The sequence below is a fragment of the Bordetella sp. genome (assembly GCF_057362025.1).
In genome coordinates this window covers 259,965-283,581 of sequence record NZ_JBMQQZ010000083.1, presented here as the reverse complement: position 1 = coordinate 283,581, position 23,617 = coordinate 259,965, and the positions used below count along the sequence as shown (strand labels likewise).

Below are 23,617 nucleotides of genomic sequence, written 5' to 3'. Positions count from 1 at the left end.
CTGCCTCGACCAGCCTGCCCCCCGGGAGACGGCTCAGTAAGGGGCGTCGTCGGCGGCCGCGCCGGCCAGTCCCGTCATCCTGTCCGGGACCTGACTGATCGCCGACCCTGTCATCTCGATGACATGGAAGCCGCCATCCGGGCCTTGGATCCGGACGCGCAGCCGGCGCTGCGCATACGAATCCGCGCCGGTATGCAGCCAGGCGCGGGCCTTGTCCCGGTCATCCTCGTGCAGGTTGGACAGCCAGTCGGTCAGTGCCATCGATGCATCGGACACAGGGATGCCCTGGGGAAGTTGCCCCAGCCAGTGCAGGCGCTGTTCCGCGCGGCGGTACTCCCACGCGACCTGGCCGCTGACGCGCAGGGCCGCTTCCAACTGGCGGGTCAGGGCAGCGGTGCGTTTCAGGGCCTGTTCGCGATCGGCGGACAGTGCCGAGGTCACCAGGCTCAACAGCGCGGCGCAGCCCAGGAACCCCTGCACGGCCAATAGCGGTTCGCCGTCGAAATGCGCGATATTGGCGTAAGGGCCCATGCCGCTCAGCGTGTAGGAACCGGCGACCAGCGCCAGTCCGGCCACGATCAGCGTACTGCCGAGGGCGCCCCAGGCCAGCGCGACGATGGCCACGAAAAGCAGCGGGCCATAGCTCATGCCGAAGCCGTCATGCCAGACGATGCGCGTGCCGCCCGGTGGATTATCGAAAACGATCGTCGTGCCGGCCAGCAGGGCGAAGGCCGCGACCAATCCTATCCACAAGTGCAGCACATTCTGTTCGGCCAGCGCGCGCGGGCGGAAGTGCGCCCACGCCACGATCATCGGCGTGGTGATCAGGCAACCGACGAAACCGGCGAGGCTCCACACATACCAGTGCTCGGCGGAAGCCGATGGATCGGCCGCGCGCAGGCCCAGGACGGCCAGTACGCCGCCGGCCACGCTGCCGGCGGAAAGCAGCACGATGAACCAGAGCGTGGCGGGCAGGGTGTTCAGCGAGGCAACCCCGCGCGTGCGCCACCGCCAGAGCGCCGCGACCGTGGCGCAGAACACCAGGTCAGTCAGTGCGAAGACCAGCGCCACGGGCAGCGTGCGCTGGCCGATAAGCATGCCGGTGGCGATGTGCAGCAGCGCGGCCAGCGTCATCCATCCGGCCCAACGCCGCGCCGGATTCAGCATGAGGGCTGCCATGAGTACGCCGGCCGGCGGCCAGAACAGGGTGGAAAGCGTCGCTGCGTCGCGTTCGCGCATGCTGATGGCGGCCAGGCATACATATCCCAGCGAGAAGATCAGCAAACACAACACGCGGCGATGTGTCATGGCACCAGGGTAGGAAGGACTTCGAAACATCGGACGCATCTTACAATGGCCGCCGGGTAGTCAGACATCGATTGCAAGGGGATGGAATGATGGCAATTCAGCGTTTTCGACACATCGCGGCCTGCGTGGCGACCGCCGTGCTATGGGCCGGATTGCTGCCGGCCGGCATGGCTGCATCGCGCCCGGCGGTCGAGGCGCGCAATGGGATGGTCGTGACATCGCAATACCTCGCCTCGCAGGTGGGCGTCGATATTTTGAAAAATGGCGGCAACGCCATCGACGCGGCTGTCGCGGTGGGCTATGCCCAGGCCGTGGTCAATCCCTGTTGCGGCAATATCGGTGGCGGCGGCTTCATGACGATCCATCTGGCCGACGGACGCGATACCTTCATCAACTTTCGCGAAACCGCGCCGGCGGGGGCATCGCGCAATATGTACCTGGACGCGAAGGGCGACCTGATCGAGGGAGCCAGCCTGTATGGCTATCGGGCGGTTGCCACGCCCGGCACCGTCCTGGGCATGGATACCGCGCTGCGCAAGTACGGCCGTTTGTCCCGCCAGGCCGTCATGGCGCCGGCCATCGCGCTGGCGCGCGACGGCTTCGTCCTGACGCGCGCGGACACCGATATCCTCGACACCAGCATCGCCATGTTTCGCCGCGACCCGGAAGCAGCCAAGGTCTTCCTGCGGCCGGACGGCACGCCCTTGCAGCCGGGCGACCGGCTGGTGCAGACGGACTTGGCGCGGACGCTGCAGGCGATCGCCGACCGCGGGCCGGATGCCTTCTACAAAGGGCGGATTCCCGCCGCCGTGGAGAAGGCCTCAACCCAAGGGGGCGGCGTAATCCGGGCGGCCGATTTCGCGGCCTACAGGATCACCGAAACCGCCCCCATCACCTGCAACTACCGGGGTTATGTGTTCGTGTCGGCGCCGCCACCCAGTTCGGGCGGTACGACCTTGTGCGAAATCCTCAACATCCTGTCCGGCTACGATCTGCGCGCCATGGGGTATGGATCGGCGCAATCCGTTCATGTGATGGTCGAAGCCATGCGGCACGCCTACATGGATCGCAATACCTACCTCGGCGATCCCGCCTTCGTGGACAATCCGCTGGGGCGCCTGTTGAGCAAGTCGTACGCCGCCGCGGTACGCGAGAAAATCGCGGGCGACCGCGCGACGCCGTCGGCGCAAGTCCAGCCCGGCATGGCGCCGCACGAAAAAACGGAGACCACGCATTACTCCATTGTCGACAAGGACGGCAATGCCGTCTCCACGACATATACGGTGAACGGCCGCTTTGGCGCCGGCGTGATCGCTCCCGGTACCGGCTTCTTCCTGAACGACGAGATGGACGACTTCACCACCAAGATCGGCGCACAGAACCTGTTCGGGCTGGTACAGGGCGCCACCAATGCCATCGAGCCGGGCAAGCGGCCTCTGTCGTCCATGGCCCCGACGCTGGTGACGCGGGGCGGTAAGACCTACATGGTGCTGGGATCGCCGGGCGGATCGCGCATCATCACGATCACGCTGGAAACGGCGCTCAACGTCATCGACCACGGCATGGCCCCGCAGGAAGCCGTCGACGCGGCGCGCGTTCATCACCAATGGCTTCCGGACGAGGTCTATTACGAGAAATACGGGTTGTCGCCCGACACGCTGAACATTCTGCGCGGTATGGGCTACAAAATGGTTGAACAGACGCCCTGGGGCGCGGCCGAACTGGTGCTGGTGGGCTTGCCCGACGGGTCGCGCGGCCAGGGCGCTGCCAGCTCCGGCAACGATGCGTCGGTGTCGGGCGCGGTGCGCCCGGGCTATCTGTACGGCGCCAACGACGAACGCCGCCCGGCCGGGGCGGCACTGGGGTACTGATGGACACGGAAGACACGCGCGAGGATCTGGCGCGCCGCGTCAAGGAACTGGAGATCAAGGCGGGTTTCGCCGAGGATTTGCTGGAACAGCTGAACCAGGTCGTGCACAGGCAGCAGGCGCAGATCGAAAAGCTGGCGCAGCGCCTCGGCCAGCTACGCCAGCAGCTCGCGGACACGGACGAGGCCAAGGGGGCGTTCCGCAGCCTGCGGGATGAAGTGCCGCCGCATTACTGACATTGCTTTGATGGAAGTTCCACGAGGGGCGGGGCGGTTTGTACGAATTTGCGGGCCGGCGTGCCGCGTTTCCACGGCACGGCCCGTGCGCCCGCGGCCCCATGTGGAACGAGATGGCCCGAGAAAGTCCTAATGGCGCCGGAATGGTTATGCCCATTCCTGTCGTTATTGATCGGGCCCATGGCAGAAATCCTCCTTCCTTTCTACTCTTCCGGAAGCCGCGTGCGTGCGGATTCCGATACCGGCACAGTACGCCTGGCCGTGCTGCTCGCCATCCACACCGCCGTCTGGACCGTCGCATCCAGTCTCTATCGGTCCAATCTCGATTGGGCCGGGGATATGCTGGAGAACTACAGCTGGGGCATTGCGTGGCAGGCCGGCTACCACAAGCACCCGCCGCTGTTCGCATGGATCGCGGCCGCCTGGTTCAGCGTGTTCCCGCATACCGACGCGGCGTACTTCGCGCTTTCTGTGGTGAATGCGGTGCTGGGTGTCTGCGGCGTCGTGGCCCTGGCGCGCCGTTTCCTGCCCGCGCGCGAGGCCGCGGTGGCAGGGCTGGCGATGGCGGTTTCGCCCGTCTACACCACGTTGGCGATCAAATTCAACGCGAACACCGTGCTGCTGTCGCTATGGCCGTGGACGGCCTATTTCTTCGTGCGCTACGTGCAGACCGGCACGCGCAAGGCAGCGCTGGCGATGGGCGTTGCCGCCGGTATCGCCATGCTGGGCAAGTACTTTTCCGTCGCGCTGCTGGCCGGGCTGGCGCTGGCGGGCCTGGCGCGGCCCGGATGGCGCGCCAGGCTGATGCAGCCGCAAGTGCTGCTGGCCGTGATGGCTGGCATTGTGGTGCTGTGGCCGCACCTGCGCTGGCTGGTCGAAAACGGCATGCCCACGTTCGGCTATGCGCACGAACGCATGGGCGAAATCGCCCGGCCCCTGACGGCCGTTGCGGGCGATATGGTGCTGTATGGCCTGGTGCAGGTGGCCTATCTGCTGCCCGGCATGGTCTTCGTGCTCTTGCTGGCGCGGCATTCGCGCGACCGTGCGGCCAAGCTGATGCTGCACGGCTATGTGCGCCGCTCGCTGAATCGCGACCTGTGGTGGCTGTCCATGGGGACGTTCCTGGCGATATGCGCGCTGGCCATGGCGACCCGGACGCATCTTTCCTCTTTGTGGGGCAATACCCAGTGGTTCGCGATCACGGTCTTCTGGCTGGCAGTGCTCGGCAATGCGGGTATCCGGGTGGATGCGCGGCGCATTCCGGCCGTGATGGCGGTGTACTGGGCGATGGTCCTGGCGCTGTCGGCGGCGGGCGGCTATCTGAAGGCCGTGCATCGCGACAAGCTGGCGATGGAGCCGCGTCTGGCGCTGGCGCGCGCCGCGCACGAGGTATGGGATCGTCGCACGGGACAGCCCTTGCGCATGGTTGCCGGCGACGATAAGGAAGCTCGGGCGGTGGCGTTCTATGCCCGCGAGCGCATCCACTACTGGAACATCTTCGACGCCTCCACCACGCCCTGGGTCACGGAAGCGGACGTGCGGCGCGAAGGTGCCCTGTTCGTCTGCCGCGACGACGACAGGACTTGCCGCGACACGGCGGCCGCCTTCAGCGGCGCGCCCCCCCTGACGGTGTCGGTCGCCAAGACGTCATGGGGCATCCGGATGCCCGAACGCCATTACATCCTGTTTGTCATGCCACCCGGCAAGGAGGGCGGGGCAGGTGTGGCGGCGGGATAAATCTTTCGCTTGCCGTCGCGGCGGCGGGCATTCAGCGCGGTCATCCAGGGATGCGCCCGTCCGCCGCGCGCGGATGCGATGCCCCATCAGCGCCGTTGCGCCATGCGGGCGCGCAGCGCATGAAAGCCGGCCAGGAAGACGTCCTCTCCGACGAATCGCTTCAGTTCGTCCTCCCGGTCCGGCGGCGCGGTGAATTCGGCGCTCCATTCACCGAAACAGCGATCGCCGTCCGTGACGGGTGTCAGCTTCAAGGTCGCGACATAGTCGGACACCCCCATCGGGCTTTCGAGGATCGCGTACGTGAACGTGTAGTCATAGTCGGACAAGGCGAGCAGTTGCTCGCGGATCAGGCCGCCGTCGCGGGTATGGATGTACCGCACGCAGCCGATGCGGTCCGGGGTAAGGCCGTTCTCTATCAGGGAGTCCGTGATCAGCGGGTGCCACTGCGGCATGCCGTTGAAGTCGCGGACGACCGCCCACACATCGGCGGCGGGCGCATCGATGACACTGGAGATGAATATCGTCGTCATGGTTTCTTTTCTCCTGCCGGCGCGGCCAGGGTGCCCGCGGCGGCCATGCGGCCGATATCGGCGCTGTCCAAACCGATTTCCTTCAGTAGCTGGTCGACGATGGGCGCCTGCGCGCGAAAGCGCAGCGCCGAGTTGACCACCGCGTCGGAGAAATTCCCGCCCTGGTCGTGGCCACCCGTACCGGGTGCCAGCCCGTCGACATGCATGATGCGTATGCTGTCGATCTTCTCCATCGGTTTGACCGATTCGCGGATGATCCCCTCTACCTTGTCCAACAGCCGCATGCGCAGCGCCGATGCGCGCGCTTCCGGCGTCAGGATGTTGGAGGATTCATTCATCATGCGCAGGCCTTCGCCCTCCACTTCATGCCGGATGCGCGCGGCGGCGAGGCGTATGCGTTCCGCATCGGCCTGTGCTTCCGCTTCGGCACGCATGGCGTAGCCGCGATCCTCGCTGGCTGCGCGTTCCGCCTCGGCGGCCACGCGCAGGCCCAGGGCTTCGCGTTCGGCCGTCTGCGCCGCGGCAACCAGCTCGATGCGCTTGCGCCTTTCGGCCATTTCCAGCTCGCGCGCGGTGAATATTTTCTCTTCCGCGGCCACCGCCAGCGCGCGCGCCGCGTCCGCCGCGGCCTGCGCCTCCGACTGCGACTTGGACTGCATGGCCACGGCGATGGAGCGCTGCTGCTCGGCCAATTCGATGGCCTTGCGGCGCTCGATCTCGGCCGCCTGCAGCTCGCGGTCCTTGTTGATGCGATTGGATTCGACGATCTGTTCCGCGCGCAGCCGGGCCTCTTCCACGGCCTGCTGGGCGGCGATTTGCGCGCGCTGGCCTTCCTTGTCGCGCTCGGCGCGTTCGCGTGCCAGGGTGGCGCGCTGTTCGGCACGGGCGATTTCCAGTTCGCGTTCCTGTGCCAGGCGGGCGCCTTCGGATTCGCGGTCGATATCCAGCGAAAGCTTCTCGGCCTCCAGATTCTTGTTGCGGATGGCGATCAGGGTGTCCTGTTCGATATCGTTGCGCTGTTTCTTGCGTCGTTCGATCTGTTCGGTCAGTCGTGTCAGCCCCTCGGCGTCGAAGGCATTGCTGGGGTTGAAGAACTCCATGGGGGTCTGGTCCAGCTGGGTCAGCGAGGCGGCTTCCAGTTCCAGGCCGTTCTTGGTCAGGTTATCGGCGACCGCCTCGCGCACGCGGCGCACGTAGTCGCCGCGCCGCTCGTGCAGTTCCTCCATCGTCAGTTCGGCGGCGACGGTGCGCAGCGCATCGACGAACTTGCCCTCCAGCAGCTCCTTCAGCTGTTCGGGCGCCATGGTGCGCTGGCCCAGCGTCTGCGCCGCATCGGAAACGGCCTGCGCGCTGGCCTGCACCCGCACATAGAACTCCGCGATGACGTCCACCCGCATGCGGTCCTTGGTGATCAGCGCCTTGTCCCGCCCGCGCGAGACTTCCAGTCGAAGTGTGTTCATATTGACGGGGATGACGTCGTGGACGATGGGCAGCACCAGCGCGCCGCCGTCCAGCACCACGCGCTGGCCGCCCAGCCCGGTACGGACGAAGGCGCGTTCCTTGGATGCCCGCAGGTACAGCCAGTGCAGCAGCCCGATGACGATGGCGGCAACGATGGCGATCGCGAGCACGATCAGCAGGAAGGTGCCGAATTGTGAGCCTGACATGATGAGCCTCTTTTATCGGGTGATTTGCTTGAAGCGCCGCGCCGTGTCGGTCAGCGCGGTTTCGGCCGGCAGACGCTCCATGCTGGACGCGCCGAAAAAACCGTGGCACTGCGGGCATTGCGACAGGATGTAGGCGGCGTCGGCGGGCGTGGAGATCGGTCCGCCATGGCACAGCACGATCACGTCGCCGCGCACCGCGCGCGCCGCCTCGGCCCAGGCCTGGATGCGCGGAACGCATTCGGCAAGGGTGGGCGCCGTGCGCGCGCCGATATCGCCGCCTGTGGTCAATCCCAGGTGGCATACCACCACGTCGGCGCCGGCGCGGGCCATATCGGCCGCGTTGGCGGCACTGAACACATAGGGCGTGGTCAGCATATCCATCGCGCGGGCCCGCGCGATCAGATCGACCTCCATGGCGTAGCTCATGCCGGTTTCTTCCAGGTTGGCGCGGAAGACGCCGTCGATCAGGCCTACCGTCGGGAAGTTCTGCACGCCGGAAAATCCCAGCGCCTGCAGCCGCGGCAGCAGGACGTCGGCGATCATGAAAGGGTCGGTGCCGTTGACGCCGGCCAGCACCGGCGTATGACGGACCACGGGCAGGACCTCGTGCGCCATTTCCAGTACGACCTCGTTGGCGTTGCCGTAGGCCATCAGCCCGGCCAGCGATCCGCGTCCCGCCATGCGGTAGCGTCCCGAGTTATAGATCACGATCAGGTCGACGCCGCCGGCTTCTTCGCAGCGCGCCGACAGGCCCGTGCCGGCGCCCGCGCCGATAACGGGCTCGCCGCGGGCAATCATGCCGCGCAGGCGTTCGAGGATGGTTTCACGCGCGATGCGCGGCATGATGGGTCTCCTGGCTTGGGGAGGAGGAAACGGACCGGGTGTCCGGCTGAATCTCACGGAAGGCCTGGACCAGCGCCTGCGCGAAGCGCGGGTCGTTGATGTGATAAGGCAGGCGGCGCAGCTGGCGCCCCGGCGTCGGGCGGAATCCCTGTTCGATGGCCGCGTATAGCGCGCGGTCGGCCTCCGGGTCCCAAAAAGGCTGGTCCGGCATGTCCACCGCCGAGACGCCGCCTTCGGGCAGCAGGAAGCGCACCGGGCCCGTCATGCGGTTCAGCTTGTCGGCCAGGAAGGCACCGATGCGGCGGTTTTCCTCCGGCGTGGTGCGCATCAGCGTGATGTTGTCGTTGTGCCGATACAGGTTGCGCCCGCGGAAGCGTTCCGGCACGGTGTCCATCGCCATGAAGTTCACCATGTCCAGCGCGCCGCAGGAACCGACGTAGGGAATCCCGGTTTCGATCACGGCATCCAGGCGTCCCGGCCCGGCAGAGAACACGCCGCCCACGACTTCGTCGGCGATCTCCGTGGTGGACACGTCGATCACGCCTTGCAGCAGGCGCGATTCGACCAGTTTCTCCATGGAGTTGCCGCCGATGCCGGTGGCGTGGAACACCATGCAGTCGTAGTCGGCGCCCAGCTCGGCGGCGACCGCCTGCACGCAGGGCGTGGTGACGCCGAACATCGTCAGGCCCACGGCGGCGCGGCCGGGGTGCGGCGGCGCGCGGTGGAGGATCATCCCGGCCAGGGCATGCGCGGCATTGGAAAGCACCTGGCGGCTGATGGGATGCAGGCCCGCGACATCGGTGACGGAATACATCATGCAGATGTCGCTGGGGCCCACGTAGCCGCGCACGTCGCCGGAGGCGACCGTGGACACCAGTACCTTCGGCACGCCTATGGGCAGGGCACGCATGCCTGCGCTGGCCAGCGCGGTGCCGCCCGATCCGCCCGCGCCGATGACACCGCCCAGGTCGCGGCGGGAGGGCAGGAAGCGCGCGAGCGCCTTCGCCATCGCGGAGACGGCGGACCCGCGGTCTCCGCTGAATACCGCGCGCTCGCCGTCGGGGTGGTGCCGGGCCACTTCGCGCGGGTGCACGCTGGCGGGCGAAGGCTGGCCGGACGTCGAGACGTCGACGGTGACGGTTCTCAGTCCCTGGCGCTGCAGGCAATCGCGCAGCAGGAACAGCTCGCGAGCCTTGGTATCGAACGTGCCAACCACGTAGGCGGCACGGTTCACGGCATCGCTCACTGGCGGATGCGCCGAGGGAATGGGCGGCAACGGCGATCCGGCATCGGCCCCGACGGCCCGATCCGCATCGTCGGGCGATACCGGCGGCGCGCTATCCCGCCAACGGCTGAAGCCGCCCATCGCGACGGGCTGGGCCGCGGCGTCGTCCGCATGCTCGCGTCGTATCGTCAGGACTTCCACCATGCCGGCTGCGGGCGGAGCCGCCGGCGGGGCGGTATCGACCGGACCGGCTTCGGACGCGGAGGCGACGCCCAGCAGTCGCTGTTGCAGGTCGCGGTCGGCGGCCAGCTGTCCGGCGGGCATCACCCGCGCCACGTGGCCATTGACCATGACGGCGACGGTATCGGCCACGTCGATGGCTACCCCGAGGTTCTGTTCGATCAGCAGGACCGCGATCTGGCCTTCGCCGGCCAGTTGCTTGAGCATGGCGGCGACCTGCTCGACGATGACAGGCGCCAAACCTTCGGTGGGCTCGTCCATCACCAGCAGCGTCGGATTGAAGAGCAGCGCCCGGCCGATGGCCAGCATCTGCTGCTCGCCGCCGGATAACTGCGCACCGCCGTTGTGGCGCCGCTCCGCCAGCCGGGGAAAGGTGGCATACACGCGGTCCGTCGTCCATTCGCCGCGGCGCGCGCTGCGGGATGCCAGGCGGAAATGCTCGTCCACGGTCAGGGATGGCCAAACATGTCGCCCTTGCGGCACGTAGCCGATCCCCATTTCGGCGATCGCGTGAGGCGGCTTGCCCAGGATGTCGCGGCCGTGCAGCCGTACGGCGCCGCGCGCGGGGACCAGTCCCGTGATGGCATTGCATAGCGTGGTCTTGCCCATGCCGTTGCGGCCCACCACGGCGAGCACGCCGCGCGGCAGAGTCAGCGAGACATCGTGCAGCGCGTGTGCGCTGCCGTAATGGACATTCAGGCGGGCGACCTCCAGTACGGGTGCACCGCCGCCGGGCGAGGCCGGCGATCCCGCCGCCGTATTGCGTGCGTCAGTGACCATGCTGGCGTTCTCCCATGTAGATGGCCTGCACGTCCGGGTCGCTTTCGATTTCGCGCGGCGTACCGTGCCGCAGCACGCGGCCGTTGTGCATCACGGTGACGCGCGTGGCGACCGATAGCGCGATCTCCAGGTCGTGTTCGATGATGACGTAGCCGATGTGCCCCGGCAGGGTCTTGAGCAGTGCCACCAGTTCGCGCCTCTCTGCGGGAGACAGCCCCGCGGCCGGCTCGTCGAACAGGATCAGTCGCGGGGCGCCGGCCAAGGCCATGCCGATCTCGACCTGACGCTGCTGGCCATGCGACAACAGCGCGACCGGCGTGTCGGCCCGGTGCGTGAGTCCCGCATGGGCCAGCAGCTCCTCGGTAGCCTGGTCCGATGCGGAAGTCCGCGCCGTGCGCCGCAGGCTGAATCGTCCGCGCGATACACCGCATACCGCCAGATACAGGTTGTCCCGTACGCTGAGGTCGCGGAACAGCAGCGAGGACTGGTAGGTACGGCGCAGCCCGCGCCGGACGCGCTCCCAGGGCGGCAGCGCCGTCACGTCCTCGCCGAAGAGCAGCACGCGGCCCGCGGTCACCGGAAAATCGCCCGTGATCATGTTGAACAGGGTGGTCTTGCCGGCGCCGTTCGATCCCAGTACGGCGTAGCGCTGGCTGGCCTCGACATTGAACGACACACCGTCGATAGCCTTGAGCGCGCCGAACGCGCGGGTGATTCCATGCAGTTCCAGCGCATGGGAATGGCCGGCGCGCCGCGTCGGAGAACCGGCTTGCGGCCCACCGGCGTTGTCGTCCCGCTGACGGGCGCCGGCGGAGGAACCGGTGGCCGCGTGCATGCCGTTCATTTGCATTCGGGATTGGTGCGCGAGCCCAGTCCCATCTTGTCGAATTCGGCCTTGGACAGCCCCAGGCGCTGGTTCACGTCGGGGATGACCTTGACGAATTTGTTGTACAGCGTGCCATCGCTGTTCTTCGCGACTTCGGTCAGGAAGATATTGGCGATCGCGTTGCGATTCTCGTCCAGCGTGACGTTGCCGGTGGGCGTGGACACGGTCATGGTCGACAAGGTCTGGCGCAGCTTGGCCTGGTTGTTCGACAGGTCGGCCTTTTCCTGTTCCAGCGCGTCCAGCACCGCCTTGGTGTTGACGTAATACGCGTGCGCGAACAGGCTGGGGCTGGGCAAGCCGTCCTTGTAGGCGGCGCGGTAATCGGTCACGAACTTCTTCCAGGCGGGGTCGCCGTAGTTGTCGGCGATGGGGCCCGCCGAGGGCGTACCGATCAGCGCATCGCGGCGCTTGCCCTTGTAGCCGAGCACGGATTGGTCGATGGTGATGGACCCGGCGATCAGCGGCTTGTCGCCGCCGGCCTGCTCGTACTGGGAAAAGAAATTCACCGCGTCGGAACCGCCCAGCGCCACGTAGATGGCATCGATATTGTCGGGCAGGCGCGCGATCACCGAGGAATAATCCTTGGTGCCCAGCGGCACCCAATGCTTGTCCACCACCTTGCCGCCCGCCTTGCAGAACTCGATCATGAAGCCCTGCAGCAGCGAGTAGGGAAAGGAATAGTCTTCCGCCACGGAGACGACCCGCTTGTAGCCCTTGTCCTTGTAGGCATAGGTGCCCAGGCCCGCCTGCCACTGCGCGCCATCGGTCGAGAAGCGGAAGAAGTTCGGCGCCGGTTCCTGCAGTGTCGTGCCCTGCGCCGCCGACGATCCGTTGACGAAGGTCACTTCGGGATGCGTCTTGGCGTAGTTCTTCACCGCGATGCCTTCGGAGCCCGATAGCGGTCCGATCAGGATCTGCACGCCGTCCTGTTCCACCAGTTTGCGTGCCGCGTTGACGGCGGTATCCGGATTGCCGTTGGATGAAGCCTTGATGATCTCGATCTTCTTGCCGGCAACCATGCCCTGGTGCTGCGCCACGGCCAGGTCCACGCCGCGCATGCCGTCCTGGCCGGGAACGGCGAACGGCCCCTCCAGCGTGGCCAGGGCGCCGATCCTGATGACCTCCTGCGCCTTGGCGGGATGGGCAGCCAGCAAGGCGCCGAGGGCCAGCGCCAGCGTGCCGGCGGCCAGCGCGGCACGCCGCCGTGGGTACGGGAGTGATGCGGTGTGGGCGTATCTCATGGATGTCTCCTGGTTTTCGTGGTTATCCCAGCGGGGGAGGGCCCCGTGCCGGCGTCCTTCGCATGAGCCTGCACGGCGGGGCGAGCCTGCCCGCGCAAGCGCCGCCGGAGGCCCAGCAGGCCATCCGGCGAAACCATTAAAACCAGGAGGAACACGCCGCCGATCACCAGGTTGAACCGTTCGCGGTCCACCAGATCGATGGCGAAGTTCTGCAGCAATACGAACAGCAGCGCGCCCAGGAAGGCGCCCGCGGGATGCCGCATGCCGCCCAGCACGGCGATGATCAGGATATTGATCATGGACGTGGTATTGACCGAGCCGGGGGAAATCTGCGAGTTGTACCAGACCAGCAGCACGCCGCCGACGCTGGCGATCAGGCCGGCGAGCGCGTGCGCGGCGACGCGGTGCGCCGTCACGTCGAAGCCCAGGGCGCGCATGCGGCGCGGATTGTCGCGGATACCCTGCAGGGCCATGCCGAAGGGCGCCCGCGCCACATAGGCGACCGCCGCATAACCCAGCGTGGCGCACGCGAGGCTGATGTAATAGAACGGTATCGGCGCGCGCAGGTCGGCGCTCCCCGGCGCGGGCGGCAGGATGCGCGCCAATCCCTGGAAGCCGTTGAAGACGGTGTAGTTCTGCTGCACCAGGTAGAAGAAGGCCACGCCGATGGCCAGCGTGATCATGATGGTATGGATGCCCTCGGTGCGTACCGCCAGCATGCCGATCAGGGTCGCCGATAAGGTGCCGATGACCAGCGCGGCCACGACGGCCAGCCACCATGGCCATCCCAGGCTGTGCGCGGCGTCGGCATTGGTGCCCAGCAGCGCCACCGCATAGCCCGCAATGCCGGCGACGGTCATCTGCGATAGGGTGACCATGCCGCCGTATCCGGCCAACAGGGCCAGCGAGAGCGCGATCAGGCCCAGTACCAGGGATTGCGCCCCTACCTGGAACGTGAAGAAAGGCGTGGCCACGACGGGGTACAGCAGCAGCGCCAGCGCCACGCAGGCGTGCAGGATCGCGGCGCGGGGCGATCCGCCCGCCAGCGCGCGTACCGTGCCGCCGGCACCCGGCTGCCCGGCGGGCGCAGCCGCCGCGCCCTCGGCAGCGCGTGCGCCCTCGGCCGCCGGCAAGGACGCCGTGCCGATGGGGGAATACGCAGCCGCCCCGTGGGACATCACCCGCCGCCATTTCGCCGCACTCATATCGCGCTTCCCGCTCCCGTTCGCGCGGTCAGGCGCGCTTGCCCATCAGCCCCTGGGGGCGGAAGGCGAGCACGGCGACCATGATAAGAAAGGTGAACACCACGCCATAGGTCGGCGCATAGGCCAGGCCGAAGGTCTCGGCCAGGCCGATCAGCAAGGCACCCACGGCGGGGCCGGCGATGCTGCCCATGCCGCCGACGATCACCACGATCAATGAGGCCAGGAGATAGCGCACGTCCTCGCCCGGCGCGATCGACAGCGCGGTGCCGCCCATGACGCCCGCAAAGCCGGCCAGGCCCGCACCGACGGCGAAGGTGATGGCGAAGACCTTCTGCACATTGACGCCGCTGGCCGACAGCATGCGTTTGTTGTCCACGCCCGCGCGTATCATCATGCCGACGCGTGTCCGGTTCAGGAATAGCCACAGGGCAATGCCGATTGCGATCGCCGACAGCAGCACGACCAGGCGGAAGCCGGAGTACTTGCCCACGCCCGGCACGCTTACCACGCCCAGCAGCCAGCGCGGAGGATCGAACTGATAGGCTTCGCCGCCCCAGATCCACAGGTAGATATCTGCCATTACGATGGACAGCCCCAGCGTGACCAGCGTTTGCCGCAGGTCCTGTCCCTCCATATGCTGGAAGACCAGCAGTTGCAGAAGCAGGCCGGCCAGCGCGGCGGACAGGAAGCCGGCTGCCAGTGCCAGGAACCACGATCCGGTCGCATCGCCGACGGTGTAGCCGATGTAGCCGCCCAGCAGGAAAAGCGAGCCATGCGCCAGGTTGACGTTGCGCATCAGTCCGAATACCAGCGTGAAGCCGCTGGCCACCAGGAAATACAGCGCGGCCAGGGTCAGGCCGTTCAGCAGCGACAGGCCGAATAGCCGGGCGTTATCGGCGATGGCCGCGGCCGCCAGGCCGAGCAGCATGGCGAGCAGGGCGCCCGCCAGGGTCCAGGACGTGTAGCGCTTCACGTCGTGCCTCAGGCCGCCCAGCGCGTGCTGCGGGCGCTGACGATCTGCGGGGCGCGATGGAACTCGCCGTCCTTCATCACCGCCAGGATGCGCTTGCGGTCCTGCAGGATACGGATATCGGCCAGGGGATCGCCGTCGATCAGCAGCAAGTCGGCGAGGTAGCCATCGCGGATCTGGCCCAGCTCGCCGCCCTGCATCATGATCTGCCCGCCCAGGGTGGTGGCGGACAGCAAGGCTTCCTGCGGCGACATGCCGACGTACTTGACGAAATATTCGAGATCGGTGGCGTTGGTCCCGTGGGGCGTCCAGGCGAACCCGTAATCGCCGCCGGGCAGGATGCGTATGCCGCGACGGTGCATCTTCTTCATCGATTCCACCGCCACTTCCAGCTCGCGGTGGTAACCCATCTTCGCCGTGATCTCGGGGGTCAGGCCCCACTCGCTGGCGTGATACGAGGTATTCACCAGCCAGGCCAGGCCCGGCGCGACGAATATGCGGTCTTTCTTCGCTTCCAGCATGTCCAGCGCCTCTTCGTCGGTGAAGCTGGCGTGGTAGATGATGTCGATACCATGGCGTATGCACTGCTTGATCGACTCGCAGGATCGCGCGTGCGCCGCCACGCGCTTGCCGAAGCGCCTGGCCTCGGCGACACACATGGCCACTTCCTCTTCGGAGAACTGCGTCATTTCGGCGGGCAGTCCCGCGATGTACTCGCCCGACAGGTTGATCTTCAATTGGTCGACGCCGTACTTCACGAACTGCCGCACCATTTTGCGCATTTCTTCCGGGCCGTTGACGATGGCGCCGAAACTCAGTTCCGGATAGGGCATGTGCGGCGGCGTCGAATCGCCAAGGCCGCCCGTGGTGGTGATTTCCTGGCTGGCCGCCAGGTAGCGTGGTCCCGGAACCCGCCCGTCGCGGATGGCGTTGCGCGTGACCACGTCCAGCCGCGGCTTGGCCGTCGCCGCGCCCACACAGGAGGTCCACCCCATGTCCAGATAGCGGCGCGCCACGTCGATACACCAGATGACGTGCTCTTCCACCGGCATACGCTGGATGGCGTCCAGCGAAGGCTGGTCGTTCCACGAGAAATGCGTGTGCGCCTCGGTCATCCCGGGCATCAGGAACGCTCCCGCGCCGTCGACCACGGTGACCCCGCCCATGGTGAGCGAGCGCGTGGATCGCGACACGCGCGCGATGCGGTTGCCCTGCACCAGCACCTCGCCCGTGTAGGGCAGCGCGCCGGTTCCGTCGAATACGCGAACGTTGGTAAACAGCACCTCTGCCATGGCGGTCTCCTGGCGATTGGGTGTGCGAAAAACGGCACGCTTCAGCGCGCGTGCGCGGAATAGAAATCCTTCAGTTCGCGCAGGCAGGCATCGGGACGTTCGAACGTCGTCCAGTGCCCGCAGCGCGGATAAATCGCGACGCGGCTGTCGCGTATCCGTTCGCCGATCGCGCGCACGGCCTGCGGCGGTGCGACACCATCCTCGTCTCCGGTGACCAGCAGCGTGGGGCACGCGATGCTCTCCACCGGCACGGCCTGCGCGTCGGCCAGGGCGGCGCAGCTGCGCGCGTAGCCCTCCGGGTCCTGGCGCATTACGCTTTCGCGCACCAGCGCAACGGCCGTGGGCTGGTGCTGCCGTGTGTCGGCCGAGGTGGCGCCCGCCACGATGGCATCGGCGATGGCCTGCATGCCGGCCACCCCTTCGTCCCGGGCGCGCTGGCCGCGCGCCCGGATGTTGGGGCGCGCGCCGTCGGGCGGACAGAGCAGGGGGCCGAACAAGGCCAGGCTGCGGACCAGTTCCGGCGACGCGGTGGCAAGCTTGAAGCAAACGATGGTGCCGAGCGAATGGCCGACCAGATGGGCCCGCTCCACGCCCAGGCGGGCACAGACATCGCGCACGGCCTGCGCCAGGCTATCGATGTCGATGGGCCCCGGTACGGCGTGCGAGCGCGCGCTGCCGGGAAGGTCGATGCGCAGGGTGCGGAAGCGGCTGAAGGCGCCCATGACGGGCGTCCAGTTGTTCGATGATCCACCCAGCCCATGGATGCACACCACCGCATCGCCCTGGCCATCGATCTCCACCGCGATGCGATTGACGAATTCGGTACTCATGGCGCCGGATGTCCGGCGGCGATAGGGCGGGCGTAAAAGGCGCGCACCGGCATTCCGTCAGCCGGACAAGTGCCGGCTGCGCGAACGATGGCGATCGACACGGTTTGTCTCCTCGACGAGGAATCTATTTTTTTGGAATTGACAGTATTGCCGCTGATTGAGACACAAGATCCGATTTAAGATACGTGTCTCGTTTTCTGAATCATGCTAGAAGACGGTTTTTCGGCTGTCAATAAAAATCTGGACACACGAGCATGGGATATTCCCCTAACGCAATGACCGCCGTGCCCGAGGCACCGACTCGCGGCCCGCGCGCGCGCACATGGAAGCTGCTGATGGAAGCGGCCAGCAGCCTCATCGAAGAGGGGCATACCCCGACCGTGGCGGAAGTGGCCAAGCGCGCGCAGGTATCGCGCGCCACCGCCTACCGGTACTTTCCCACCCGCAGCCGCCTGATCACGGCGATGGTCGACACGGCCCTGGGCCCGGTGCGGTCGTGGTCATCGTCGCAGGCCGACGGCCGCGCCCGCATCATGGAGCTATTCGAGTCGACCTTCATCCGGTTTAAGGAATTCGAACCTCACATGCGCGCCGCTGCGCAATTGGCCCTGGAGCACCAGGCGCTGGAGCGCGCCGGCATTCTGGAGGAAGAACCCTATCGACGGGGCCACCGCATCCGCATCCTTGCGCACGCCGTGGAGCCCTTCCGCAAGCAGGTGCCGGCCAAGGCAATAGACCGCCTTCAGATGGCTTTGTCCATCATCTATGGGATCGAGCCGCATATCATCCTTAAGGATATATGGGGCGCGAAGAACAAAGAGGTCGAGGCCATCGTTTTCTGGATGGTGGGGGCGCTGATCGATGCCACCTTGAAAGAGACCAGGGATGGCAAGGCCGCGGCGCCTGCACGGCGCGGCGCCAATGGCCGGGGCAAGGCCGCCGCGCAGGGGTCATGAGCGGGGTGCGCCCGCGGTGGGTAGGCGGGTCGGAGGTCAGCGGGCCGGCGGTACGGCGGGCTGCGGCGTGTCCGGCGCGGGCATGGGCGCCAGGCCCGACGCAGCCAGTACGGCGTTGGCGTAAGGCAGCCAGGCGTTGTAGCGGATCTCCCTGCCGACGCGCACCCCCATCTCGCGGCGCACATCGTCGTCCGCCCCGGGGTTGCCCGTCAGCAGGCCGCCGTCGCGCAGATGCGTGGCCACGTGTTCGTCGAGCATATCGAGGCCGGCGTAGATGGCATTCTCGACTTCCTGACACCTGTCCGGCCCAATCTGGCGCTGCACTTCCGCCAGGAAGGGACTGAAGTCCAGCATCAGGTAGTTATAGAAAGAGTCCAACTCCACCTGCCTGATGACGTCCCGGGCAGTGCGCATGTCGTCCTCGACCAGGGCGCTGAACGAGGGGAAGACCATTTCCGTCACGCTGAGCGGCAACTGCAATTCCTCTCGCAGATGAACCTGGTAATCCAACATGATCTCCACGGGATCGACGTTTATCATCGGAACGCCGTTGTCCCGTCGCATTTTGTTCTCGTTGTGCAGTGCCAGGATCTTCGCCTGGCCGATCGACTCCAGCGTTTCCCAGCGCAGCATGCGCAGCGCGAGTTGGCAGAGTTCGCCCAGCCTGCCCGCGTAGCGTCCGCCAAGGGCATCGTCCTTGTACATGAGCATTTTCAGGCGGTTCCACGTCAGCAAGGTGTTGTCTCTGCACATCGCAGTCGCTTCATCGCAAATGCGCAGGGCTTCGGCGCGCAGCGATTCGCGTTCCGGCGTGGCGGCCGAGATCAGCCATCGCGAGACTTCGTCGCGCGCGCTTTCCAGGCGGTAGACGTGCGTGTATGTCAGGCCCAGCAGGAATTTCTTGAATGCCAGCGCGGGAGATGCCGCGCTCCGAACGCGCATCCCCGCGTCGATGTCGTTCCAGCGCGATGCCAGTTCGCCGTCCTGCCGGCCCAGCCATTGCTCCACGATGCCGCCCAGGGGGCGATCGGCCTGCTGTTGCGTCGCCAGGTAGGACTGCACCTGTCCATGTAGGGCGCCGACGGCCTCCAGCCGCGGCGTGTAGCGGACGAGGCCGCCCGCGACAGCCGGCGTGGCCGGTACTGCGCATGTCTCCGTCGGCAGGGGATAGGCAGCCTGCGCGATCGTGCCCGCGAGCAGGGAAATGTACCTATGCGCAACCAGGCGCAGCTGCAGGCGGGAGACCTCGGCCACCGCCGTCCGCAGCGTCTCGTATGCGTCGGACATGGCGACGGCGGGCGCCGACGGCGCGGTGATCAGCGGAATGGCTACGGAATCCGCGCAGAACGCCAACGTTGGATAGCAACCGTGCTGGGTGCAGACGGCGCGCAGTTGGCGCAGCGCGGTCGCGCCTTCCTCCATGCGCGCGAGATCGCGGAAGTGCGTCTCGACCGACAGCAGTTGCATCGGATTGGGCTCGCCCGTCACCGTCGCATAGACCAGGTCGGCAAATGAGACCGGCAGCGCCGTCGGGTTCGCGGTGGGGGAGAGGTTTCCCGGATGCGGCTGCAGGTTGCCGGTGAATGGGCTGATGGCCGCGCCGAAGGGCCGGCCACCAGTGTTGGTGGTGTGCATGGCGGATTCCACGGGAGGAGGGCTGTGGGAAATACGGCGCGGGGCGCAAATGGAGGCGTGCGATAGCCGGCGTTGAGTAGCAGCCCCGCCGGGAAAGTTCTCCGGGCTTGGCGCCCGATGCGGCGCGGTTGCGTGCCATGGCAAGCGCGTCCGTCGCCGCCATGTCCGCTATCGCGCGTGCGCCGGTAATGCCCGTGGAACGGCCGCCGCTGTCGCCCGCGGCGTGCCAGCTTATTTCTGTCGCGGTCTGTGCGTGCCGATCCCCGCCAGTAGTCCCAGCTGCGCTCGCTGAAGATATGCGTCGACCGACTCGATCAACCCGGCGATGGTCGTTTCTTCCACGGCCCGCTCGGTGCCGTGCGACGGCGCCCGGGATCGCGGTCCGGCCGCCTTGCCCGGGCGGTCGGTCAGCTGCGGCGTCAGCCTGACAGGGCGGTGGTCATGCCCGCGACGGAACACCATGGTGGGGTATCGGCCGCACCGTTCCGTCACGAGTCGCAGTAAGCGCAATGCATGGCTGCCGTCAGGAATCGCATTGATCGTCCGGAAATGGGTTTCCAACTGGCCCAATTGGTGCGGAGTGGGATTGCCGCTGACCATGACGTCGATCAGGTCCGCGACGTTGACGAGCCGGCCCGTGGGCGAGGAGGCATGGACGGTCGATTCCGCGTGCCCGGATCCAACGACAGGCCTGTCGCCGCAGCTGCCGGGATCGTTCGCGCGGTTCGTCCGCGCGGACGGCAAAGCGCCGGCGGATGTCCTGGCGAGGGGTATTGTGTCGGAAATGTGCATGGGATGTCCTCTGAAGTTGACAGGGGGCGGTCAGTAACGGCCATGCCCGTCGCGTTTCCCGGGTTGTCGCAGCGGGACGGCGCCCGCCTCGGTAATCGTGCATGGACCCGGCTGCGCGAATCGACGAAAATACCGGACGCCGGCCGCGTCGGACTTGTCCGATGGCGATGGGGCCGACCCGCACGATTCCTCACCCGGATTTATCGCCGCCGTGATTCCACTCCACGACCTGCTTTTGTTCTCCGGCGCCTGCCTGCTGCTGGTGCTGACCCCTGGCCCGAACATGATCTACCTGATCTCGCGATCCCTGTGCCAGGGGCGGATGGCGGGCGTCATCTCCCTGTTCGGCGTGGTCGCCGGTTTCCTGGTTCACATGCTGGCTGCGGCGGCCGGGCTGTCGGCGATCTTCAAGACCGTGCCGCTGGCTTACGAGATCTTGAAGTGGGTGGGCGCCGTTTATCTGCTGTGGCTGGCATGGCAGGCGGTCCAGCCTGGCGCGCGTTCGCCTTTCGAGCCGCGCGCCTTGCCCGCCGATTCGGCGCGCAAACTGTTTGCCATGGGGTTTCTGACGAATCTGCTCAATCCCAAGGTGGCGATATTCTATGTTTCGTTTTTCCCACAGTTCATCGTGCCCGAACACGGCTCGGTTTTCGCGCAGAGCGTCATGCTGGGCCTGACGCAGACGGCGGTCAGCTTTACCGTCAATCTGATGATCGCGCTCTCGGCGGCCCACATCGCGGCGTGGTTTGCGCGCAATCCGACCTGGATGGCGACCCAGCGGTACCTGATGGGGGGCGTGCTGGGCGGCCTGGCCGTGCGCATGATGATGGACCAGCAGAAATAGTTCTATCGGGCGCCACGGGCCGACACCGTTATCCCGGCACGCCTTTTTTTGGAGGTTTCGAGCGATGGATCTCGGTTTGAAAGGCAAGACCGCCATGATCACCGGCGGCAGCAAGGGTATCGGCCTGGCCGTGGCCAAGGCCCTGCTGGCTGAAGGCGTGCGTGTCGGTATCGTGGCGCGCGGGCAAGCCGCGCTGGACGGCGCCATGGCGCAGCTGGGCGGGGCGGGCGGCGGCCAGGCCTTTGCGGTTTCGGCGGATCTGGCGGATGCCGCTCAGGCGGCGCGCGCCGTGGCGGCCATCGAAAGTGCCCTGGGGCCCATCGATATCCTGGTCAACAGCGCCGGCGCGGCACGCCGCCACGATCCGGAATCCCTGACGTCGGACAAATGGCGCGCTGCCATGGACGCCAAGTTCTTCACTTACATCCACACCCAGGACGAAGTGCTCAAGCGCCTGCGCGCGCGCAATGCCAAGGGTGCGATCGTCAACATCATCGGTTCGGGCGGCAAGACGCCCACCATTACGCATCTGGCGGGCGGGTCCGCCAACGCCGCCTTGATGCTGGCGACCGTAGGCTCCGCCCACTATTACGCGCAGTTCGGTATCCGCATCAACGCGATCAACCCGGGCGCCACGGTGACCGAGCGGGTACAGGAAGGGCTGGCCGTAGAGGCAAAGACCCATGGCGTCAGCATCGATGAAGCGCGCAAGAAGGGGGAAGCCAGTATTCCGCTCGGGCGCTATGCCGAGCCGGAGGAGGTCGCCGATGTCGCGGTCTTCCTGGCGAGCGACCGCGCCAGTTATGTCATAGGCGCGGTGGTCCCGATGACGGGCGGCCTGGCGCCCACGATCTGAATGGTCGCCTCGAGCGCTTAAACCATCAGCGCATCGGCGGGCAGCACCGTGGTGGGGCGTCTTTCGTCTTTATCCGGTTCAGGCAAGGCGGGCAGGCCCGCGTGCGCAAGCGCCTGGTTGGCATGCGGCAGCCAGGCCGCGTACTGGATCTCCCGCGATAATCGGGCACTCATCTTCAGCCGTTCGATGTCGTTGTCCGGCAGGCCCAGGGCATGCAGTCTGTCCGGAACGCGGTATTTTGCAGTTGCCTCATACCGCTCGATGGCGGCGTCGACGATTTTTGCCGACGCCTGCGGCCCCAGCTGCTGCCGGACTTCCTCCAGGAATGGGTCGAAGTCCAGCAGGAGCCAGGCCGGGAAGCGTTCCTTCTCGGCTCGCCCTATGGCTTCCAATGCCTGGTCGATGTCTTCCGCGGTGATCAGCGCCATATCGGAAAAGTTCATACGGGTGACGGGGATGGGAAGATTCAGGGCTTCCCGCAGTCCAACCTGATACCCCAGATAGGTTTCCAGCGGGTCGACGATGTCGTCGGAGCCCAGTTGGTCCTCTTCGGGAAGCCGCCGCTCCGCTTCGGCGCGCCGCTGTTCTGCGGCGTACAGTTGCTCGACCTTCGCGCCAGCGACTTTTTCGAGTTCGTTCATCCTGAAGATGGACAGCGCGACACCATGCAAGTCGGCAAGCCGTCCCCGGTAGCGCCCTTCGCGCACATCGGCCTCGATCGCCAGCATGGAAAGCTTGTTCCAGGTGGACAAGGCGCCGTCCTGGCAACTACCCGCACCTTCGAAGCAGGCTTCGAAGGCGTCGGCACGCAACTGCGCGCTTGCAGGCAGCGCGGCCCGACGCAGCCAGTTGGCGACCTCGATACGTTGCGCGCGATGCCGTTGCGCGTCTGTGACCGCCAGCAGCACAAGGAAATCCTTGAACGCCCCGATACCTTCGCGATCCCGCTCGGTGCGGGCGGCCCGCTCGATGGTAAGCCATTCGTCGGCGACCGCATTGTCCTCCGCGCCTAGCCATGGCAAGAGCGCTGTTTGCCAGGAATGGCGCGTCATGGCCTGCGTTCGCCGATCCACATGGAGGACGGAAGGCCTCTCCGGAAGCGGCAAGGGGGAGGGGCTGCGTGCCGGGCCGCAGGTACTGGGCATGCAAGGCGTCTCGCGATGCGCTACGGCCTGGGCGGCAGGCGTCGCTTCATCCGTGGCAAGGCTAAGGTGCCCCGACGCCGGCAGTATGTCGAGCAGCCCGGCGTTGGTCTTTTGTGCTTGCTGGACGCGCAGCAGCTCGTCGGCGAGGGACGCGATCACGCCGATTATTTCGGGGGTTTCGTCGAGCCTGCCTGCTGAACTTGCGCCTGGCTCGGTGCGCGGATCGATGCGCGCGCCCGGCCGAGCGGTGCGGTCGCGTTCCAGCGTGACAGGCTGGTCACGGGCCTCTGCGCGAAAGACGATCACGGGGTAGCTGCCGTGCTGTTCGGTCAGCCGGCACAGGTCTCGCAGTAGACTGCCGCAGGTCTGTAGGCAGTAGAGGCCCCGGATATGGTGTTCCAGCTGGCCGAGCTCCTGTTCGGTGGGGTTCCCGACCACCACGATGTCGATCACGTTGGCGAAATTGACGAGTCGGCCCCTTTCGCCGCTGGCGTCCGCAGGCAAAGGTCCCGCGGCAGGTTCCACGCTGCT

The 23,617-nt window shown here is 66.6% G+C and carries 20 protein-coding genes and 1 pseudogene; 6 read left to right on the top strand and 15 right to left on the bottom strand.

Going from position 1 to position 23,617, the window contains the following annotated elements; genetic code table 11:
* Positions 1 to 33: 33 nt before the first annotated feature.
* Positions 34 to 1,308 (bottom strand): MASE1 domain-containing protein, encoded by a 1,275-nt coding sequence (locus ACO1P8_RS18650; RefSeq protein ID WP_486297377.1) that lies wholly within the window; start codon positions 1,306 to 1,308, stop codon positions 34 to 36.
* Positions 1,309 to 1,475: 167 nt separating this feature from the next.
* On the opposite strand from ACO1P8_RS18650, the gene ggt reads away from it, so the two are divergent.
* The 3 genes from ggt to ACO1P8_RS18635 all read left to right on the top strand — a co-directional run bounded on the left by ggt (position 1,476) and on the right by ACO1P8_RS18635 (position 5,149).
* On the top strand, positions 1,476 to 3,179 hold the full coding sequence (gene ggt, locus ACO1P8_RS18645; protein ID WP_486297389.1) for a gamma-glutamyltransferase: 1,704 nt from the start codon (positions 1,476 to 1,478) through the stop codon (positions 3,177 to 3,179).
* Positions 3,179 to 3,412, top strand: a complete 234-nt coding sequence (locus ACO1P8_RS18640; protein ID WP_486297376.1) for a SlyX family protein — start codon at positions 3,179 to 3,181, stop codon at positions 3,410 to 3,412. Before ggt ends, ACO1P8_RS18640 begins: the two co-directional genes overlap by 1 nt.
* 222 nt (positions 3,413 to 3,634) lie before the next feature.
* Complete coding sequence (locus tag ACO1P8_RS18635; RefSeq protein ID WP_486297375.1) at positions 3,635 to 5,149, top strand: glycosyltransferase family 39 protein; 1,515 nt, start codon at positions 3,635 to 3,637, stop codon at positions 5,147 to 5,149.
* 86 nt (positions 5,150 to 5,235) lie between these two features.
* Here the strand turns inward: ACO1P8_RS18635 and ACO1P8_RS18630 are convergent, their stop codons facing one another.
* From ACO1P8_RS18630 to ACO1P8_RS18580, 11 genes and pseudogenes are all read right to left on the bottom strand, one after another.
* Positions 5,236 to 5,679, bottom strand: a complete 444-nt coding sequence (locus ACO1P8_RS18630) for an SRPBCC family protein (protein WP_486297374.1) — start codon at positions 5,677 to 5,679, stop codon at positions 5,236 to 5,238.
* Positions 5,676 to 7,346, bottom strand: coding sequence for a flotillin family protein (locus tag ACO1P8_RS18625; RefSeq protein WP_486297373.1), 1,671 nt, complete (start codon positions 7,344 to 7,346; stop codon positions 5,676 to 5,678). Before ACO1P8_RS18625 ends, ACO1P8_RS18630 begins: the two co-directional genes overlap by 4 nt.
* A gap of 12 nt (positions 7,347 to 7,358) precedes the next feature.
* Complete coding sequence (locus ACO1P8_RS18620; protein ID WP_486297372.1) at positions 7,359 to 8,189, bottom strand: phosphoenolpyruvate hydrolase family protein; 831 nt, start codon at positions 8,187 to 8,189, stop codon at positions 7,359 to 7,361.
* Complete coding sequence (locus ACO1P8_RS18615) at positions 8,170 to 9,435, bottom strand: Tm-1-like ATP-binding domain-containing protein (protein ID WP_486297388.1); 1,266 nt, start codon at positions 9,433 to 9,435, stop codon at positions 8,170 to 8,172. Before ACO1P8_RS18615 ends, ACO1P8_RS18620 begins: the two co-directional genes overlap by 20 nt.
* A 477-nt stretch (positions 9,436 to 9,912) precedes the next feature.
* Positions 9,913 to 10,434 (bottom strand): annotated as a pseudogene (locus ACO1P8_RS18610) (ABC transporter ATP-binding protein); the annotation flags it as partial.
* On the bottom strand, positions 10,424 to 11,278 hold the full coding sequence (locus ACO1P8_RS18605; RefSeq protein WP_486297371.1) for an ABC transporter ATP-binding protein: 855 nt from the start codon (positions 11,276 to 11,278) through the stop codon (positions 10,424 to 10,426). The pseudogene ACO1P8_RS18610 and the gene ACO1P8_RS18605, both read right to left, overlap by 11 nt.
* Complete coding sequence (locus tag ACO1P8_RS18600) at positions 11,275 to 12,561, bottom strand: ABC transporter substrate-binding protein (protein WP_486297370.1); 1,287 nt, start codon at positions 12,559 to 12,561, stop codon at positions 11,275 to 11,277. Before ACO1P8_RS18600 ends, ACO1P8_RS18605 begins: the two co-directional genes overlap by 4 nt.
* Positions 12,558 to 13,766: a branched-chain amino acid ABC transporter permease gene (locus tag ACO1P8_RS18595; protein WP_486297369.1), complete on the bottom strand. Its 1,209-nt coding sequence runs from the start codon at positions 13,764 to 13,766 to the stop codon at positions 12,558 to 12,560. The genes ACO1P8_RS18600 and ACO1P8_RS18595 overlap by 4 nt, the downstream gene beginning before the upstream one ends.
* Before the next feature lie 28 nt (positions 13,767 to 13,794).
* Positions 13,795 to 14,739, bottom strand: coding sequence for a branched-chain amino acid ABC transporter permease (locus ACO1P8_RS18590; RefSeq protein ID WP_486297368.1), 945 nt, complete (start codon positions 14,737 to 14,739; stop codon positions 13,795 to 13,797).
* An 8-nt stretch (positions 14,740 to 14,747) separates the two neighbouring features.
* Positions 14,748 to 16,028 (bottom strand): metal-dependent hydrolase family protein, encoded by a 1,281-nt coding sequence (locus ACO1P8_RS18585; RefSeq protein WP_486297367.1) that lies wholly within the window; start codon positions 16,026 to 16,028, stop codon positions 14,748 to 14,750.
* A 41-nt stretch (positions 16,029 to 16,069) separates the two neighbouring features.
* The gene (locus ACO1P8_RS18580) at positions 16,070 to 16,858 is read right to left on the bottom strand and encodes an alpha/beta fold hydrolase (protein WP_486297366.1); all 789 of its coding nucleotides are present in this window, start codon (positions 16,856 to 16,858) and stop codon (positions 16,070 to 16,072) included.
* Between the two features lie 254 nt (positions 16,859 to 17,112).
* On the opposite strand from ACO1P8_RS18580, the gene ACO1P8_RS18575 reads away from it, so the two are divergent.
* Complete coding sequence (locus ACO1P8_RS18575; RefSeq protein WP_486297365.1) at positions 17,113 to 17,814, top strand: TetR/AcrR family transcriptional regulator; 702 nt, start codon at positions 17,113 to 17,115, stop codon at positions 17,812 to 17,814.
* A gap of 36 nt (positions 17,815 to 17,850) precedes the next feature.
* On the opposite strand, the gene ACO1P8_RS18570 is transcribed toward ACO1P8_RS18575, so the two are convergent.
* Together ACO1P8_RS18570 and ACO1P8_RS18565 are read right to left on the bottom strand one after the other, a co-directional pair.
* Positions 17,851 to 19,449 (bottom strand): NEL-type E3 ubiquitin ligase domain-containing protein, encoded by a 1,599-nt coding sequence (locus ACO1P8_RS18570; RefSeq protein WP_486297364.1) that lies wholly within the window; start codon positions 19,447 to 19,449, stop codon positions 17,851 to 17,853.
* A gap of 231 nt (positions 19,450 to 19,680) precedes the next feature.
* Positions 19,681 to 20,241 (bottom strand): hypothetical protein, encoded by a 561-nt coding sequence (locus ACO1P8_RS18565; protein ID WP_486297363.1) that lies wholly within the window; start codon positions 20,239 to 20,241, stop codon positions 19,681 to 19,683.
* A 211-nt stretch (positions 20,242 to 20,452) separates the two neighbouring features.
* On the opposite strand from ACO1P8_RS18565, the gene ACO1P8_RS18560 reads away from it, so the two are divergent.
* Positions 20,453 to 21,085, top strand: coding sequence for a LysE family translocator (locus ACO1P8_RS18560; protein WP_486297362.1), 633 nt, complete (start codon positions 20,453 to 20,455; stop codon positions 21,083 to 21,085).
* A gap of 64 nt (positions 21,086 to 21,149) precedes the next feature.
* Complete coding sequence (locus ACO1P8_RS18555; RefSeq protein ID WP_486297361.1) at positions 21,150 to 21,941, top strand: SDR family oxidoreductase; 792 nt, start codon at positions 21,150 to 21,152, stop codon at positions 21,939 to 21,941.
* Positions 21,942 to 21,958: 17 nt separating this feature from the next.
* On the opposite strand, the gene ACO1P8_RS18550 is transcribed toward ACO1P8_RS18555, so the two are convergent.
* Entirely contained in the window at positions 21,959 to 23,539 is a 1,581-nt protein-coding gene (locus tag ACO1P8_RS18550; RefSeq protein WP_486297360.1) for an NEL-type E3 ubiquitin ligase domain-containing protein, read from the bottom strand.
* Between the last annotated feature and the right edge of the window lie 78 nt (positions 23,540 to 23,617).